18 protein-coding genes and 2 pseudogenes are annotated in these 16,478 nt (G+C 34.0%); 8 read left to right on the top strand and 12 right to left on the bottom strand.

Annotated elements, in window-relative coordinates:
• Nucleotides 1-22 precede the first annotated feature (22 nt).
• From PQ474_RS24345 to PQ474_RS24320, 6 genes and pseudogenes are all read right to left on the bottom strand, one after another.
• A complete protein-coding gene (locus PQ474_RS24345; protein ID WP_273848168.1) occupies nucleotides 23-829 on the bottom strand; it encodes a hypothetical protein in 807 nt (268 codons plus the stop codon).
• Nucleotides 826-1,065 (bottom strand): ABC-three component system middle component 8, encoded by a 240-nt coding sequence (locus PQ474_RS24340; protein ID WP_273848167.1) that lies wholly within the window; start codon nucleotides 1,063-1,065, stop codon nucleotides 826-828. Before PQ474_RS24340 ends, PQ474_RS24345 begins: the two co-directional genes overlap by 4 nt.
• The gene (locus tag PQ474_RS24335) at nucleotides 1,049-1,615 is read right to left on the bottom strand and encodes an ABC-three component system protein (RefSeq protein ID WP_273848166.1); all 567 of its coding nucleotides are present in this window, start codon (nucleotides 1,613-1,615) and stop codon (nucleotides 1,049-1,051) included. Before PQ474_RS24335 ends, PQ474_RS24340 begins: the two co-directional genes overlap by 17 nt.
• Nucleotides 1,615-1,794, bottom strand: a complete 180-nt coding sequence (locus PQ474_RS24330) for a hypothetical protein (protein WP_273848165.1) — start codon at nucleotides 1,792-1,794, stop codon at nucleotides 1,615-1,617. The genes PQ474_RS24335 and PQ474_RS24330 overlap by 1 nt, the downstream gene beginning before the upstream one ends.
• 232 nt (nucleotides 1,795-2,026) lie before the next feature.
• A pseudogene (locus tag PQ474_RS24325) lies at nucleotides 2,027-2,647 on the bottom strand (recombinase family protein).
• A 142-nt stretch (nucleotides 2,648-2,789) separates the two neighbouring features.
• A complete protein-coding gene (locus PQ474_RS24320; protein WP_273848164.1) occupies nucleotides 2,790-3,350 on the bottom strand; it encodes a recombinase family protein in 561 nt (186 codons plus the stop codon).
• A 445-nt stretch (nucleotides 3,351-3,795) separates the two neighbouring features.
• On the opposite strand from PQ474_RS24320, the gene PQ474_RS24315 reads away from it, so the two are divergent.
• From PQ474_RS24315 to PQ474_RS24285, 7 genes are all read left to right on the top strand, one after another.
• Nucleotides 3,796-4,350: an RNA polymerase sigma factor gene (locus PQ474_RS24315; RefSeq protein ID WP_273848163.1), complete on the top strand. Its 555-nt coding sequence runs from the start codon at nucleotides 3,796-3,798 to the stop codon at nucleotides 4,348-4,350.
• On the top strand, nucleotides 4,343-5,104 hold the full coding sequence (locus tag PQ474_RS24310; RefSeq protein WP_273848162.1) for a hypothetical protein: 762 nt from the start codon (nucleotides 4,343-4,345) through the stop codon (nucleotides 5,102-5,104). Before PQ474_RS24315 ends, PQ474_RS24310 begins: the two co-directional genes overlap by 8 nt.
• Nucleotide 5,105: 1 nt before the next feature.
• Nucleotides 5,106-5,981, top strand: coding sequence for an ABC transporter ATP-binding protein (locus tag PQ474_RS24305; RefSeq protein WP_273848161.1), 876 nt, complete (start codon nucleotides 5,106-5,108; stop codon nucleotides 5,979-5,981).
• A 5-nt stretch (nucleotides 5,982-5,986) separates the two neighbouring features.
• On the top strand, nucleotides 5,987-7,249 hold the full coding sequence (locus PQ474_RS24300) for a hypothetical protein (RefSeq protein WP_273848160.1): 1,263 nt from the start codon (nucleotides 5,987-5,989) through the stop codon (nucleotides 7,247-7,249).
• Nucleotides 7,250-7,260: 11 nt separating this feature from the next.
• Nucleotides 7,261-8,400 carry an ABC transporter permease gene (locus tag PQ474_RS24295; protein ID WP_273848159.1) on the top strand — a complete coding sequence of 380 codons (1,140 nt, stop codon included), beginning with the start codon at nucleotides 7,261-7,263 and terminating at the stop codon, nucleotides 8,398-8,400.
• Nucleotides 8,401-9,136: 736 nt separating this feature from the next.
• A complete protein-coding gene (locus PQ474_RS24290) occupies nucleotides 9,137-9,628 on the top strand; it encodes an RNA polymerase sigma factor (protein WP_273848158.1) in 492 nt (163 codons plus the stop codon).
• On the top strand, nucleotides 9,628-10,539 hold the full coding sequence (locus tag PQ474_RS24285) for a sigma factor regulator N-terminal domain-containing protein (RefSeq protein WP_273848157.1): 912 nt from the start codon (nucleotides 9,628-9,630) through the stop codon (nucleotides 10,537-10,539). Before PQ474_RS24290 ends, PQ474_RS24285 begins: the two co-directional genes overlap by 1 nt.
• Nucleotides 10,540-10,829: 290 nt before the next feature.
• Here PQ474_RS24285 and PQ474_RS24280 read toward each other — a convergent pair whose 3' ends face one another.
• A complete protein-coding gene (locus PQ474_RS24280; RefSeq protein WP_273848156.1) occupies nucleotides 10,830-11,219 on the bottom strand; it encodes a tautomerase family protein in 390 nt (129 codons plus the stop codon).
• 513 nt (nucleotides 11,220-11,732) lie between these two features.
• Nucleotides 11,733-12,252 (bottom strand): annotated as a pseudogene (locus PQ474_RS24275) (recombinase family protein); the annotation flags it as partial.
• Nucleotides 12,253-12,490: 238 nt separating this feature from the next.
• On the opposite strand from PQ474_RS24275, the gene PQ474_RS24270 reads away from it, so the two are divergent.
• Nucleotides 12,491-13,048: a recombinase family protein gene (locus tag PQ474_RS24270; RefSeq protein ID WP_273848155.1), complete on the top strand. Its 558-nt coding sequence runs from the start codon at nucleotides 12,491-12,493 to the stop codon at nucleotides 13,046-13,048.
• 409 nt (nucleotides 13,049-13,457) lie between these two features.
• On the opposite strand, the gene PQ474_RS24265 is transcribed toward PQ474_RS24270, so the two are convergent.
• From PQ474_RS24265 to PQ474_RS24250, 4 genes are all read right to left on the bottom strand, one after another.
• Nucleotides 13,458-13,916, bottom strand: a complete 459-nt coding sequence (locus tag PQ474_RS24265; RefSeq protein WP_337956407.1) for a GNAT family N-acetyltransferase — start codon at nucleotides 13,914-13,916, stop codon at nucleotides 13,458-13,460.
• Nucleotides 13,917-13,982: 66 nt separating this feature from the next.
• Nucleotides 13,983-14,540, bottom strand: a complete 558-nt coding sequence (locus PQ474_RS24260) for a recombinase family protein (RefSeq protein ID WP_273848154.1) — start codon at nucleotides 14,538-14,540, stop codon at nucleotides 13,983-13,985.
• 330 nt (nucleotides 14,541-14,870) lie between these two features.
• Entirely contained in the window at nucleotides 14,871-15,374 is a 504-nt protein-coding gene (locus PQ474_RS24255) for a DUF3995 domain-containing protein (RefSeq protein ID WP_273848153.1), read from the bottom strand.
• A 214-nt stretch (nucleotides 15,375-15,588) separates the two neighbouring features.
• Nucleotides 15,589-16,131: a helicase gene (locus tag PQ474_RS24250; protein WP_273848152.1), complete on the bottom strand. Its 543-nt coding sequence runs from the start codon at nucleotides 16,129-16,131 to the stop codon at nucleotides 15,589-15,591.
• Nucleotides 16,132-16,478 lie beyond the last annotated feature (347 nt).

Genomic DNA, 16,478 nt, shown 5'->3' with positions numbered 1-16,478 from the left:
ATAAAAAAATCAGGATATACGGCTATTTGTCATGCGTACCGCTTAGGTGCGGATTTTTTCTATAGTTCGGGCTTACGTTAAATGAATCAAGATCTTGTTCCAACGTTTCTTTTTCTCTAGTAAGAATATCTATTTGACCATTAATTCTATCTATATCTGAGGCACTATAATAGTCCTCCATATTTTTTATTTTTGTTTTCAAGTTTTCGATTTCATTATTTAATTGGTATTTTTTAAAGAGCACATCACTATCAAATCCTAGTAATTCATACACAAAGGGTTTCCATACTTGGTCTGTAGAACTTGAGAACTTTATTAATTGGAAAACATCACTATAATCATTTTGAGTTCTAATAAAATAACCTACTAATTTTCGATAATCATAATCTCCTAATATATCGAAGTTTAATTTCTCATTTAAAACGGTTGTTGCCGGGGTGACATTTTCACTCGTAGTATTGAGAACTAAGTTTGTGTAATCCCATTCGTCAGACTCTAATAGCTCTGTTGAATAATCAAGTATTTTCATGTCTACTCTTGTTATATTGTTAAAAGATCTTCTAATAGTTAAATATTCACCATTATTCAACTCTAGTTCTAGATAAAACGTATGTTCTTTAAAAACCTTTTTCTTGTTATGAAAATAGTTTCCCTTTTTTACTTCCTTAAGTAGCATGAAATCTATCAGTTGCACAAGAGCACTTTTCCCAAGGTTGTGAGGATCATTTACATTTTTATCTTGGACATAACCAAAAATGATATTTAATCCATCTTTAAACTTTATATTTTTAAACCTTGAATTATCGCTATATAGCCTTGATAATTTCATATTTTCATCTCCAAGACGTCAGATTCTATGTCGTAGTCGACCCTACCTAGCAAGAATAAAAAGTCGACTGCAGGTAAAAACAAATATAGGGCATCATCACCAATTTGCTTTTCTAATGCATTATAAAGATTTCCGTAACCACACTTGTAGTCATTTTCTTTGAACACTTTTATTAATAACGCGACTGCAAAGATTAAGCTTCTATTTAAATCTGTAAATTTATCCGGTCTCAGCATTGTTACCACCGTTTTCTCCAATGTGACATATGTAATACATAAAGTGTATTACCACACTCACCATTTCCTCATTCTCTAAGATCTCGATATCATTAGAATTTAGAAACCTATCAATAATATCATTCAAAACTTCACTAAAATAGTTCTTTTCTCTTTTTATGTCAGGAATTTTATTATTGATAGTCTTTTTTATATTATTGTATGATTTCCTTAAACCTTTATTACGAGGAGCAGACAATATATCTTTTATGGTTTTAAAATAAATACTGCTTTCAATTATATTATTGTTATAATCACTACAACCTTCTTCTTCTAAGTTATTCATAACATTCTTTGCTATAATATCTATTCTCTTTAATCCATCATCATCTTCAACTCTTCGATTAGGTTCTAATTCATCCTCAAGTTCCAGCTCCAAAAAGTCTATTACTTTTTTGAGGTTGTACGGATTAATAGCGTCACTTCTCATATGTATAATGTTTTGTTGATATACATGACCATCATTGTTATATACAGGGCTATGGTCACCACTTGTACTACTTCTACTCATCATTTTCCATCCCCAAATCGCCCTTTGACATCACCTTCGTTGTTAAATATAGGACTATTTTTCCCTTTTGTTTTACTAATGTTTTCATTTATCTTTATAGATTTAAGTACATAGCCTCCCGTAGCTCCAACCAGGAGTGTAAGGAGATGTGTTATAATGGTTGTCCAATCAATACTCATTTAAAAGCCACCTTTTTCTCAATTTTAGTTTTATGTAAACTGGTATTATGTCCCAATAGATTTTTAAATGTTGTAATATCTATCTATTATTAAGTTCTTATATAGTCTAAAACTATTATTTCAAACTATGAAAATTTTCACAATACCTGTTGATATTTGTGTTCGACTCAAGCATACAGAAACAACGGAAATCATTAAGAAAATGGCTCTTACGTTTGTCGTGTTTCTTCTATTAGATATATTTATTTCTGTAACGCTTTTCATACTCCCTAACCAGCTTATAAAAAGTCGTCTTTTTCACTCCAATTTCCTGCATAGCACTTACAGCTGGTATCTCTCCTGATTTCCACCTTTTATAAGCATATTTAAACTCTTCTGTAACAGTCGCTTTAGGTCGGCCAAAAGCAACTCCTCTTTGCAGAGCCACATCAATCCCTTCTCGTTGTCATTTTCGGATTCTCTCTCTCTCTTCTTCTGCCATCCAAGAAAGAATTTGTAGGACAAGATCTGCGATGAAGGTTCCTAAACTATCCTTAAATTGAGTAGTATCTAATAATGGCATATCTAAGACTATAATATCTGCCTGAATATCTTTTGTGATGTCATTCCACTCCTGTAGAATTTCCTCTTTGTTTCGACCGAAACGATCGAGAGAATGAATATAGAGTACATCCCCTTTTCGTATCATACGTTTTAACAATTGATATTGATCTCGATCAAAATCTTTCCCACTTTGTTTATCGATGAAAATGTCCCGAGGATCAATTCCCATTTTCTTCATAGAATCTAATTGTCGATCTTCATTTTGATCTTTGCTGCTCATTCGTATGTATCCAAATTTACGAACATCCATTTTTTTACTTCCTTTCTTATTCTGTCACTTTAATCGGTAAATTGCACCTGTTTTAAGTGCTATTTTGCACTTAAAAATACGCCTATTCTAAACAATAAAAGCACTTATCCAAGCTGTGAGCTGGTAACAAGTGCTTTACGTTTTATTTTAGATGTTTTTCAAAATAACGATATATCGTCGTCCGAGACACGCCCCACTTTTCCGCAACATCCTTAATCGGTGTACCACTTTCAATCAGCGCTTTCATCATTTCAATATCTTTCGGTCCAAATTTCTCAGGACGACCACCAAGACGACCACGCGCTCTTGCAGCTGCTCGTCCTGCAGCCGAGCGTTCCTCAATCAGATTCCGTTCAAATTCTGCAAAGGCTGCGAATAAGTGGAACATCAATTGCCCCGTTGCGTTGCTTTTGTCCATGGTCAGGTTTTCTTGTAAACTGTGAAATCCCACGCCTCGTTCGTTCAAAGTATTTACAATTTGTATTAAGTCCTGCATGTTGCGACCAAGACGATCTAATCGCCAAACGACAATCGTATCTCCCTCACGTGCATACTGAAGTGCTTCCTCTAAACCTGGACGCTGCTTTTTCGCCCCACTCATTTTATCGTGAAAGATTTTCGTACAGCCATGTTGCGTTAACGAATCCATTTGTAAATCTAAATTTTGTAACCCTGTCGAAACGCGCGCATATCCAATTAACACCAGAATCACTCTTTTCTCATTTTTCCTTTAAGTTCATTGTAACATAAGATAGAATTCAATATGTTATTGAACATAGAATAATGAACAGAGTTTTGTAACACCTATAGCCCTAAAAAACATTCATTTCAAGGGGAATCTGAGTGTGTTCAGAAAAGGACGAGTTTCTGAACTTAGGTCTCGCTGTTACCTTTCTAGCAATGTAAAGAAGTTAGGCACTCGAATCTAAGGTGTTATTGATTTTTGAGAGACATCGAACAGACAAAATTGCTAAGGAGGAATTATTTCTTAGTCTTTTTTTTGCTTACTACATTTACTCGATTAGGTCTGTCCGAGTGATTATTTTATAATAGTTTTAAAAAGTTTTGTGTTTTATTAAAACTTTTCCTATTCTCTTTTCGAATATATAAATAGAGGCAGCAATATATGCGAATTATGTGGTGAAAATATGGATCAAGAGATACAGTGGATCAAAAAAATAAAGAAAAATGCCAGCAGCGAAGCAGCGAATAAGTTAATATCCAAATATTACAAGGAAATGTATACCTTTGTGTACAAACAAACTCTGGATGCTGAGCTATCACTAGATTTAACGCAAGAAATTTTTATTAGTGTCTTAAAGTCGATTAATCGCTTTGATGATTATAAAGCTTCATTTAGAACATGGCTTTATAGGATAGCTTCCAATCGGCTAGTAGATTACTACAGGTCGAAACACTATAAATATAGGCAGCTTTCAGAGTCTATTGATGGTCATGATTTTGAGGATGAGGAGGATGTCACAGTTTCTTTGGAGTACAAAGAGGATGTTGAAAAAATCACTTCAATCGTTAATGAGTTGGAGACCAACTCACAGCAAATTGTTCGACTTAAGTTATTTGCAGAGTATACGTTGCAGGAAATTGCTGCAATTGTACAAGTTCCCCAATCAACAGTTAAAACAAGGTACTATACAGCGTTGAAACTGATAAAAAAAGAAATGAAGGAGCATCGATATGAGTAAAGAAAAGTTTCATATTCCTATGCCCGATGAACAGACAATCCAATCTGAGATCAAGTATATTGTCGCTACAGGAGTGAAACAAAAGGAGTCTTTCCCTTCCTATCTATATAAGCTATACAAACAAATTGGAATGAAAAATTTATTGCCAACCCGTTGGGATGAAATTTGCATCATCTTATCAGTCATGACAATTTTGATTTTCCTATCAAGCAGTTTTTCCGAATCGAAAGGGATTCAGGAACAGGATCTCTATGCCTTTACCTTTCTCCTTTCGCCTTTGCTCTATATGTCTCTTTCTGTTTATCATTTTGCACAAAAAGTTCAAACAGCTACCTATGAAGTAGAAATGGTTTGCAAATATAGTCTCTATCAGATTGCAGCATTTCGAATGTTAGTTTTGAGTGTGATTTCGATTTTTATTAATATCATCAGCATCTTTTCCCTTGTTATGATGTACGACGATCTGAACTTTTTTAGAGCGCTAATAATATCCATTACATCCTTGTTTTTGTTTTCCATTCTCTTTCTGTTTGCCTGTATGAAGAAGCAGTCTGTAACCAGTGCCACTTTAGTGATTGGCAGTTGGGTTGTGTTAAATTTCGGATTTAGGTTAGTAGACAGTCATTTATATGAAGGGTTTCTAAAGAAGGCACCTATTCTCGTTTATGTGCTTGTTCTAATTATCAGCATTTCTATCTATATCAAATATTTAAGCAAGTTGGTGTACTTAAAACCATCGGAGGGAGTTCAATAATATGTTAGTCGTGAAAGATGTAAGTAAACAATATGGAAGTTTTTCTGCATTAAAAAATATGAATCTGGAGTTTAGCGATGGTGTCTATGGACTTCTAGCACCAAATGGCGCTGGCAAAACAACTTTAATCAAAATGCTTGTGACATTAATTTCGCCAAGCAAAGGAGAAATTTTATATAACGGAACAAATATTGTTGATTTAGACGAGGACTATCGCGATATCCTTGGATATTTGCCACAGCAGTTTGGCTATTATAAAAACTATTCTCCAATGCAATATTTATTATATTTAGCTGCGTTAAAAGGCCTAGACAAAAAGAACGCATTAGAAAAAATATCTGAGTTATTAGAAAAAGTGGCTTTAACAGATGTTGCTAATAAAAAAATGAAGAAATTTTCTGGAGGCATGATACAAAGGGTCGGGATTGCACAGGCTCTCTTAAATGATCCAAAAATATTAATTCTGGATGAGCCAACAGCTGGTCTCGATCCAAAGGAACGTGCACGTTTTCGACAGCTCCTTACAGGACTTGCGCGGGAAAGACTTGTCATTATTTCTACTCATATTGTCTCTGACATCGAGTCGATTGCCAATGAAGTAATTATGATTAAAAATCAGCAACTATTATATAAAGATTCCGTCGGAAACATTTGTAATACGCTTGATGGACATGTTTATGAAACATCAATTAGCTATGAAAGACTGGAATCTTTCCGCAAACAATATGTTCTTCTTTCAGAAAAGCAGGAACATGGGAGCATGATTGTCCGGTTTGTCCAAAAGGGAAAAACAGAGGCAGACTGGATTCCAGCAAATCCCCATTTGGAAGATGTCTTCCTTTATGAATACCGTGATGAATTGCTGACGGATCTGTGATCGCCATGAGAATTATTTTTCACGAATGCAAAAAGGCATTCACTTCGCCTATTATTCTAGCTTTGTTAATTTTGTTTAGTGCTTATAACATTTATTTAATCTATAACTCTTTTGATTTTAAAGAAGAATTGCATGTTGCCAATGAATTAGCTGAAACATATGGAGTAAACATCACGGACGAATCGCTCTCAAAGTTAGATCAGGATCTACAAAAAAATCTAGCTGATTTTAACGTGATAACGGAGAAAAAATCGTCTCAGACATTTGATAGTGCTGTCGATTTTTTTGATCAGCTACGTTTTGAAGATCAAGAACTATATACGGAAGATGAAATACATTTTTTCCATAGTGTGTACTTAAAGGAAATGTATGCCGGAACTGCTGAAACGATCGATGCATCTTATAAAGAATTCGATATTGAACGTATTGGTGAGTCTGAAATAAGTAAATATGGATTGAGTGGTACTGCTGCAGAAACATTAAGAAAACAATATGCTAAATTCTCCAATAGATTTGATGAATTGCAAGAAAATGGGGAACACAAACAATGGTTTTTCGCTGGAAAACAATATTTCACGCACACACTATTATTTAAAACTATGTTCAAACATATTATTCTTGAATCAATCATATTGATTGTGCTGGCAACTGCCCTGATTACGAATTATGAGTTTGAAAATAGAACTCATCTTGTTTCATACACAGCTAAAAGAGGTCGGCGGTTAATGGTAGATAAATTGGCTGCATCCTTAATTGTCACTATGGGTATAACTACATTTTTACTCATGATTACGCTTGGTACGTATTTTATGGTTTTCGATTACTCACATTTATTTAAAAGCTCAATAAGTAGTGCTTTTAATTGGGAGAAAAATTTTCCTTATGTGTCATGGTGGAATATGTCGTTTTTGACATATTTAATTTTTGGGATCGTCCTTATGTATGTTTGTATGCTGTTATTTTCAGCTGTTACCTTTACCATTTCGGTCATTATTAAAAACAGTTATTACACATTTTTCCTCTTTGGAGCTATATTTGCAGTTCTTTTCATGCTTCAAGGATTCGTGCCCACTAGTTCTAATTTGATTTTTATTACTGGTTTCAACTTATCTTCGCTTGTGTTAAATCCACAGGTATGGTTCATGAGCAGTAAAGGTCTGCTTTTGTTTAAAGATTATGAATTCATTACGGTCTCTGTTTGGACAATGATTATTATAGTGTTATGCATACTTTGTTTAAAAAGATTTAAAAAACAGGCTATCGTATAAGGAGAATTTTAATGCAAATGATTATAAATGAAATAAAGAAGATCCTGAATTGGAGGGTTATTTTAGTCCTCTTTCTGGTCAATGCTATTTTGTACTTTTTACTGATCGATTTTCATATTAAGCACTTCCCTAATGGAAGACCTGCATTGGATTCGTACAATATTGGTATAGAAATGATTGAAAAATACGGAACAAACATGGATGAATCAGAGTTGGATGATTTTAAAAAGACTTATAGCAATCAAGTTAAGGAGGCAGACCAATTTTTACAATCAAGCAAAGAGTTTAGGGATGCTGGTATCCGGTCTTATGAGGAATTCCGAAATATGGATCTTGAAAATGAGAAGCAATTAGTACTTCACGGAAAAATATTCTTCGATGAAAAAGTGGACATGTTCTGGGAACTTCAAGCACGAGAAAGATTAATAGAGTTTCATGATCAGAATAAAGATATAATAAATAACTATATTAGTGATGCGAATCCGAGACAAAAAGAAAGATTACTAGAAATAAAAGCAAATGGAAGTTATGATGTTTTCCCAGAAACCGTATTTTTTAATTTTAAGGATTTCATTTTGAATGTCACAATAGCGATAATTGTTAGTGTAGTTCTGGTGATGTCACCTATCATTATTCAGGATCGTTCTCGGCAATTAATCGACCTGCAATATACAGCGAAAACTGGAAGATCGATTTATAAAAAGAAAGCAGTTGCTGGATTGCTGTCCACATTAATCGTAATCACTGCACTACTGGCAGTCTATTTCAGTATATATTCTTTAAATAATACAGCCATGTTCTTTTCAGTACCCATTTATACCTTTATCGGTGATTACTATTGGTATGATCTTTCGTTTATTCAATACATTGTGTTAACAGTGATAGCCATTTATATATTGGGAATCGTTTTTGCATTACTGGCCATGTCCCTTTCAACTATTGCTCCGAATTTCATTGCACTGATTGGCGTTCAAATACCAATCGTACTTGCAATGCTCGCTTTTGGGCTAGGCTATTTAATTAATCGCATGATTAGCTATGGTCTTCCTAAATGGTTAGTTCCTACAAGCTACAGTGCATTAATTGCTGTGAGTGTACTATTCATAATCCTTCTTTGGAAACGGGAAAGGAAAATGGATATTGTTCAGTAAAACTCATTCTATATCAAAATCAAATCCAAGAGCCGATTCTTCCTTATCGTAAGGAAAATCGGCTTTTTACATTGAGAAATTGGCTTAGCGTATGTTTTCCGATTTATTGGTAGGACCCCGTTTATGTGTTGCTTTATTTTAAAGCTACATTATGAGAACTGGTTCTTTTCATATATACATGCAAAATAGCACTTAAAATCAGCGCAAGTTATCGCCTAAAGTGACATTATTCTTTCTATTATTCTACCAAAAGTGTTCGTAAAAGTGTATGTAAAACAACGAACGTTCGCAAAGTGTTTTCCGACTTTAACGAACGTTATAAATAACCTATTTAAAATAAATAATCAGCGTTCGTAAAAGTGTACTTAAACGAACACTAGGATTTTACATACAGACAGAAAAAAGCAACATAAGTGTTTATTACGTTGCTTCAAAATTTAAGTTTCGGTTTTATAAAAAAGTTTGATCATTTTCTACCTGTGTTGCTCCACAATCGCGCCCGATTGTTGAAGATCATTGCAAAGCCTTATTGAACAAAAGCATCCTTAGCGCAATAAAAAAAAGAGCTTTGACCTTCGTAGTACAAAGCCACTGTTAATTATAAATTACCTCTTAAATGCCTTGCCAGGAACCATATAAAGCAGAATAGCCCACGTTCATTACTTTATATAAAATTAATTTAAGTGTATACATTTTTAAATTATCATCCGTTGAATAAGTGTAGGGAGGACAAAAGATGAAAAAAGAAAATATATTAGCCTCCTATCTTATCAATTTAGGAGAGGAAGTGTTCCGACTATTACTAGTGAAAGGAGCCACAAAAGAAGATGCGGAAGATATAATTCAAAACACTTTTTACAAAGTGTACACACTGTTGGATGATCTAACAGACAGCAATATACGGCCGTGGTTTTTTCGTGTAGCACTCAATGAATATATTGATTTGAAAAGAAAAAAGGAGCAGCAGAACATCTACTTAACCGAGGAAATTTATTCAAAGCTACAACATACAGACCGCGAATTTAATGCCATTTTAAATAAGGATGAGATCTTCTATTTATTAGAAGACATCAAAAAAGAATACAAAGAAATTTTCTTTTTAAAGTATTACTATGATTTTTCATATGAAGAAATTGCGACTATTTTGGACATTAAAGTAAACAGTGTAAAGCAAAAATTATATCGTGCACGTAAATTTATTCACTCAGAAATAGGAGGAAAACATTAATGGACACTTCGTTAAAAAGTGCTTTAAAAAAAGCTAAACGAAAACAATTACTAAAAATCGTCATTACTTCAATTATCGTTGTACTTATTCTATTACCGATCCTTTATAAAACTGGCAATTACTTTGCAGCGAAAAGTTCTACAAGACTTCACGAAGAGCTCTTTTTACATAATTCAATTGCCGAACCTAATATTCAAATCGATTCTCAAGTTACGAGTAATACCTCCGTGTTTGGTGGTAACATTGTGACGAATCGTTCTAAAAATATTAATGGCTATTTAGTACAATGGAGCACACTCACAAGTTCGTATGATTGGCTTCGCATCCGTATTGATCACAACGAGTTAATCCCGGGATTTTATTGGTCTGATACGGACTTCTATGAGTATGATAAACAAACAAAGAATAAAGTTGCGACATTTTATCATCCATCTATTCAAGAGTACTATGATGGTGTACAAAATGAACTAGGGGAAATTTCACAAATGGAAAATCACGTTGCGGAAGTTGCGATTTCTTTCGATCAGTCTTATACATTGCAAGAAATACAAGCAAAAATCCCCGATAATTTAAACATCGTATGGTTGTATATGACATCACCAATTGTAGATGAAAGTAACGGACCTGCTGGTATGCCGGTTTATGGATTTGATCCATCTGATTCACCGAAAGAGGCATACAATAGCTTTATTGATGCACTTGAAAAATATGATACAAATGGTTTTAACGAACCAATCCAGGAGTTTTTAAATTTAAATAAAAATAAACAGTTTGATGAAGTGAAAATTTTAGGGGTAATGCTAACTGGTCAAACCCAAAATTTTAAAGCCTTAGAAAATCAAGATTTTATTCGTGGTGCCTCTGTAGGGGCCACTGCAAATATCGTCCCTTATATTAAACCGGAGAAATAACGAGTAGTGACCAGATTTACATTTGGTCTCTCTTGCAGTAAGTGGCTGGTACCTTAGCAACCATAAAAATTTGTAACTATAAAATAAAGTTTGATTAAAAACCTTTCTTCAACTCTTATAAAATTACACATAAAAAACCAACACTTTGAAAAAAGATTGATCAAAATGTTGGTTTTCTTTCGATTAAAATACCTATTTTATAATAAAGTTCGATCATGAACCTTATTGCACTAAAGCGTCCTTCGTATTGAAGAAGCTAAAAAGGCGGTCACTAATTGACCACCTCTTACTTATACATTAACTTTATAATTCAGTGCTAACTCATCCCCAGGTAATCCCTTTATTCCCCAGTTATGTTTTGGTGTTTCAAAAATTGTAATCTCAACATCTTGAGGGGATATACTCAATTCACTATTTATACGTTCGAATAGTAGCTTTAGTAATTGTTTTTTAGCTTCTACCGTTCGACCTTCAAACATACTAATCTCAATTACGGTATATGCTTCAGTTCTTCCACTCGCAAAATAAAAATCTTCTTTGTCCATAGGGAAAAAGCGATGAAATTTCTTATCCGAAGGAAATTCAAGAGCTTCCACCATACACGAATGAATAACATTCGATAGCGTTTCCTTAATTGGATTTAACCTATCTTTAACCCCATAAATTTTAATTTGTCCCATTCTCATCTCACCTTTCTCTTCTCATCTAAACTAAACTCGGCTAACAATAAACACTATTCTATAAAGAAGCTAGAAATTCCTTCTTCAAATATTCTGCCCTTTAACTGATTAAAGACAAGAAAAATGGACTGCTTATTCAGTCCATTGTTGCTCAACTCTTGCTCCCCGTTAATTTAAGTACAATATACTAAAAAGGATTTTCACCTATTATAAAAGGTATAAAAACAACTACAATTGAACCTAAAAATAGCAACCAAAAAAGAATAGACCTTGTGCGTTCTTTTATGAAAAGGTTATTTTTACTTATGACTCTTCGAATAATTGTATAAGTTACAAAAAGAATATAAGAAACTCCAAACCAGTTTACCCAAACGTTACCACTAAACCTAATCCCAAAATCTCATAAACTACTCTTAATACATTTTCAGTTAAAATGAAGCCAATAAATAAAAATATTACTATTTCAAGCAGTGTAACAGCATATGCTTTATATAGTTATTTTTGTAACGCTCTTCACAACTCCCTAATCAGCTTATAAAAAGTCGTTTTCCTGTATAGCACGTACAACTGTTATCTCTCCTGATTTCCACCGTTTATAAGCATATTTAAACTCTTCTGTAACAGTCGCTTTAGGTCGGCAAAAAGCAACTCCCCTTTGCAGAGCACATCAATCCCTTCTCGTAGGCGTTTTCAGATTCGCTCTCTCTCTTCTTCTGCCATCCAAGAAAGAATTTGTAGGACAAGATCTGCGATGAAGGTTCCTAAACTATCCTTAAATTGAGTAGTATCTAATAATGGCATATCTAAGACTACAATATCTGCCTGAATATTTTTTGTGATGTCATTCCACTCCTGTAGAATCTCCTCTTTGTTTCGACCAAAACTCAAGAGAATGAAATAGAGCACATCCCCTTTTCGTATCATACGTTTTAACAATTGATATTGATCTCGATCAAAATCTTTCCCACTTTGTTTATCGATGAAAATGTCCCGAGGATCAATTCCCATTTTTCTTCATAGAATCTAATTGTCGACTCGTTTATTTAACAGAACAACACCTTTTTTTTAGATAAATATTAGTACTTTATTATATTTAACAAAAGATAACCGCTCTCAAAAACCATGGTTTATGAGATGCGTCTAAACAACCCTTAAAATCTACTATTTTTTAAAAATACGTATATCAAAACTCATTCCAAAATCTATATGTCATAAAGGGATATTTTTGATATAATCAATGTATTGAATTACATAACAAGGGAGTATGTTTCATGATAATTGGGTATGCAAGGGTCAGTACGATTGATCAGTCATTGGATTTACAATTAGATGCACTAAATGAATTTGGCTGTGATGAAATTTTCAAAGAAAAAGTATCAGGTGCAAAAGATGACCGTGAGGAATTAATGCAAGCATTGAGAATGTTACGTGCTGGAGACAAATTTGTAGTCTACAAATTAGATCGTTTAGCCAGATCTACCAAACGCTTAATTGAAATTGCTGATGCTCTTAGAGAGAAAGAAGTGGAATTCGTCAGTATCCAAGATAAGATTGATACAAGTACAGCCGCAGGAAAAGCAATGTTTGGAATGCTATCTGTTTTAGCAGAGTTTGAACGGGATATTATTCGTGAACGTACCATGGCTGGCCTGAAGGCAGCCCGAGCTCGGGGACGTAAAGGTGGTAGACCTAAGGTTAATAAACAAAAATTAAATCAAGCAATTGCAATGTATCATTCTAAACGGATGACAGTGAAGGAAATTCAGGAGGCTACAGGGGTTTCGGCAGCAACCTTATATCGATCACTAAAAGAAGAGCAAATCCAGTAATGAGGTTTGCTCAGGATTAATATTTTTTAAGAAATATCGGAGATTTCTAGATTTATTAAGCATACAGAAGCCTAAATATATATCTGTACATTTGTATTGAAATGTCATAAAAACTAACTACATCCAAATGTCTTAGCCAACAACACTTCTAATTCTCCTTAACCAATGATCCCCAATGTCAAAATACTGAGTAATTCATCGTTACTGATTTCAGCAATACTTCCTACAGTATCAAAGCCAGCATCGATTGACTTTTGTATTCTGTGACTTGTAACCATAAAGGTAGGCTTTAAAAACGTGGGGTTTCTCGACAGTCTGTAGGTATTTAGAATACCTGTCTGACCTCAGTCTTTATATTTTTAAAACATAGGATTCTTTTCTAGGTTGTTTCAGCTTTATTATTAAAATATTAATAAGATTGTTTTTTTAGTTCCATGAATAAATTAGTATTATTAATATCTTTAAATCCAAATTTTTCGTATAAGGAGTGTGCATCTTTAGTAGCTAGCATCGCTCTCCTAATTTCAGTTAACTCTGGATGTTCGATAAGTTTTTTAATAAGTCTCTTGGATAACCCTAAACCTCTATAATCAGGTAATATGAATACATCTGCTATATATGCAAACGTAGATAGATCTGAAATAACTCTAGCAAATCCAACTTGTTTTCTAATTTGACCACATATACTTTCTTTGTAAACACCAAAACACAAGGTACTGTTGTCGATTGACTTTTGGACAAGAGTTTTAGGGATTCCCTTTGCCCAATAAGAATGGAAACAAAGGAAATTATATATAACTTCTATATCTAATTGTTTTTTATTAGAGGAAATTATAAAAATATCTTTATCATATTGATTCATATGCATATAATAGCCACCTTTATTTGACTTTTTAGTACTACTTTTGTTCTAATCTAGTCTATAGTTCTTTTTTTATTTTTTCACCAGCTTTCTCTTTGCTCGTATGAGCGTACTTTTACTAATGCTAGTGACCTCTTCTACTTGTTTGTATGAGTGTGTATTAAGCAACGACAACGCATGATCTATTTGTTTTCTAGTGTATTTGTTCGGTCTTCCTTCTCGAAAATCTTCTCGCTGCTTTGCAATAGCCTTTCCTTCTTGCGTTCTCTCTACAATCATATCACGCTCAAATTCAGCGAAAGAACTCATAATATTGAAAATTAGTCTGCCTGTTGGTGTCTCTTCGACTAAACCCATGTTAAGAACGTGTACTTTAACCCCTTTTTCAAAAAGTTGCTTAACTGTTTGTATTACGTCTACTGTTGAGCGAGCAAAGCGGTCTAACTTCGTTACTACCAAAGTATCTCCTGCTTCCAGTTTAGAAAGAAGCGCAATAAACTCTGGTCGATATGCTTTCGTTCCTGTGAACTTCTCAGAATAGATAACGTCGCAACTTTCCTTTTTAAGCGCTTGTATCTGCGTCTCTAAGTCTTGATTAGCTGTACTAACTCTCGCATATCCATATTTCATATGTATGAGCTTCTTTTTCACTATCATTTAAGACACTAAGTAATGACACTATTGTATATAGCGATACTAGCAACCTCTCAAACTAGTGTCAATACTTTTGAGTTATGACACTTAAAGAATATAAAAATAGCCTGTAGCATTGAAATAAAGTTTGATTAAATTAACTCTATAAACCTTGATAAAATAGCAAATAGAAAAAGCGTGTTTTGAAAAAAGATTGATCAAAACACGCTTTTTCTATATTCAATTGAATCATTCTTTTATAAAAAAGTTTGATCATTTCTATGATCCTTATTCCATTAAAGCGCCCGTTTCTGGAATAAGGATAGGTCACCTTATATTTATCCCGTTTGATTTTACTTTTTTCCTATTATCGGAGGTATAAATGTAAAGATAAGCAACAAATCCATACAAGATACCTCCTAACAAGAAAAACGGTTCAACAATTATTAATAGTAAAGGGATTTGATCCAGTTGCAGCATGCTTTGTGTAATGCCTACACCGCCTCGTAAGCCCAACACCGCACATGCAATCCATGCTGCTGTGAGCAGTATCCAAGAGGGAATCCTTCGTCCCCATGATTGAACAAGTGCAAGTGCGAGGATTGCAGCAACAAGACATAAGACAATTGCAACCAGATTAATTATAAATAACACTTCACTCATGGATTTGCCTTCAAATCCTGCAGTCCCACCGACAGCCCAGTAAACGTGTATCAATCCAAATACAATTGACCAGATAAACGCTGCATATCCAGTAAAAACTAACCATTTCTTATATTTGTTTAAAGGATGACTATCATTATTCTTTTTGATTCTAACCACTCCTTTCATGTAACAGACCTCTCTTTTAAATAAGTTTATTTTTATATGTTTCATTTGATAATCTATTAAGTTACGTTCCTGATTATTAAGCTGAAATTTGTTATTTGCACAATCAGTTGCTCCATTATTTAGACCAATTAGGAAGGCACCTTCTTATTCAAGAAGTGCGCACGATCGCTGAAGATCGATATTCATTTTGGAGGCTCTAATAAATTCTCACTTGTTAAAGCCTTTTTGTTAGACAAAAGACAAAATGGTCATTAGGATTCCAAATGTGCAAATCATCAGCAATGTAGCCCCGAAGCCACAACTCATCGTTAATTCGTCTAAGGTAAAAGCCTTTCGGAAAATTATCGTCTCCAGTTAGTATCTCCGTTGCTATTGTTATGGATCCTGTTGGAGCTTGATGTTGCTGTAAAGAAGTTCCCGAATCAGGCTGATCCAGATACTCTAGTCTTAGGTAAGGTCCCAACTCAAGTGGACACAATTCCAAACCGAGTTCGCTCGCTTTTTTATAGATTTGAGGAGTTGTAGCACCCTCAGGGAAGCCAAGGTAAGCAACAATTAGTTCAATCGTCTGCAAGCTATACTTTGTTTCAGAAGTCATAAATTTTTCATCAGTTAATAGCCTCTCTCCATACTCATTCAACAGGATAGAGTATTCCTGCAATCTCTGTATAAGTTGCTGTTTCGTAAGTCCACCAAGCTCTACCGTTCTCGTAATAATTGGACAATCAGAGTATGTTTCCTCATTTCCTATACGCATTCGTATTCACTCCCTTACAAATTGATAAAAAGCTATTAAAAATCGTTATAATTACAGTTTTTCTCCAATTCTATATAGATTTCTTTGTTGTACTAATCTGCTCCGTTCGTTCAATTAGCCTTACTCCAGAATATGGCCATAAAATACAAAATGAACACCTATTCTTCTTCAAGAATGGCGCCCTTTAATGGAATAACTAAAATATTGGCTTATTCCTAAAATCGCTTATAGCTTGTTGAACTAACGCACCCGTTCGTATTATAAGGTTATCCAGATAAGAAAATATTTCTGGTTGACCTTTTTTTATATGGTCTTATTATAACAGTAGCCAGGGTAGAACGTCCGCA

The sequence above is a fragment of the Halalkalibacter alkalisediminis genome, assembly GCF_028610705.1.
In the GTDB taxonomy this organism is placed as follows: domain Bacteria; phylum Bacillota; class Bacilli; order Bacillales; family Bacillaceae_D; genus Halalkalibacter; species Halalkalibacter alkalisediminis.
This window is presented reverse-complemented; position numbering and strand designations above follow the sequence as displayed.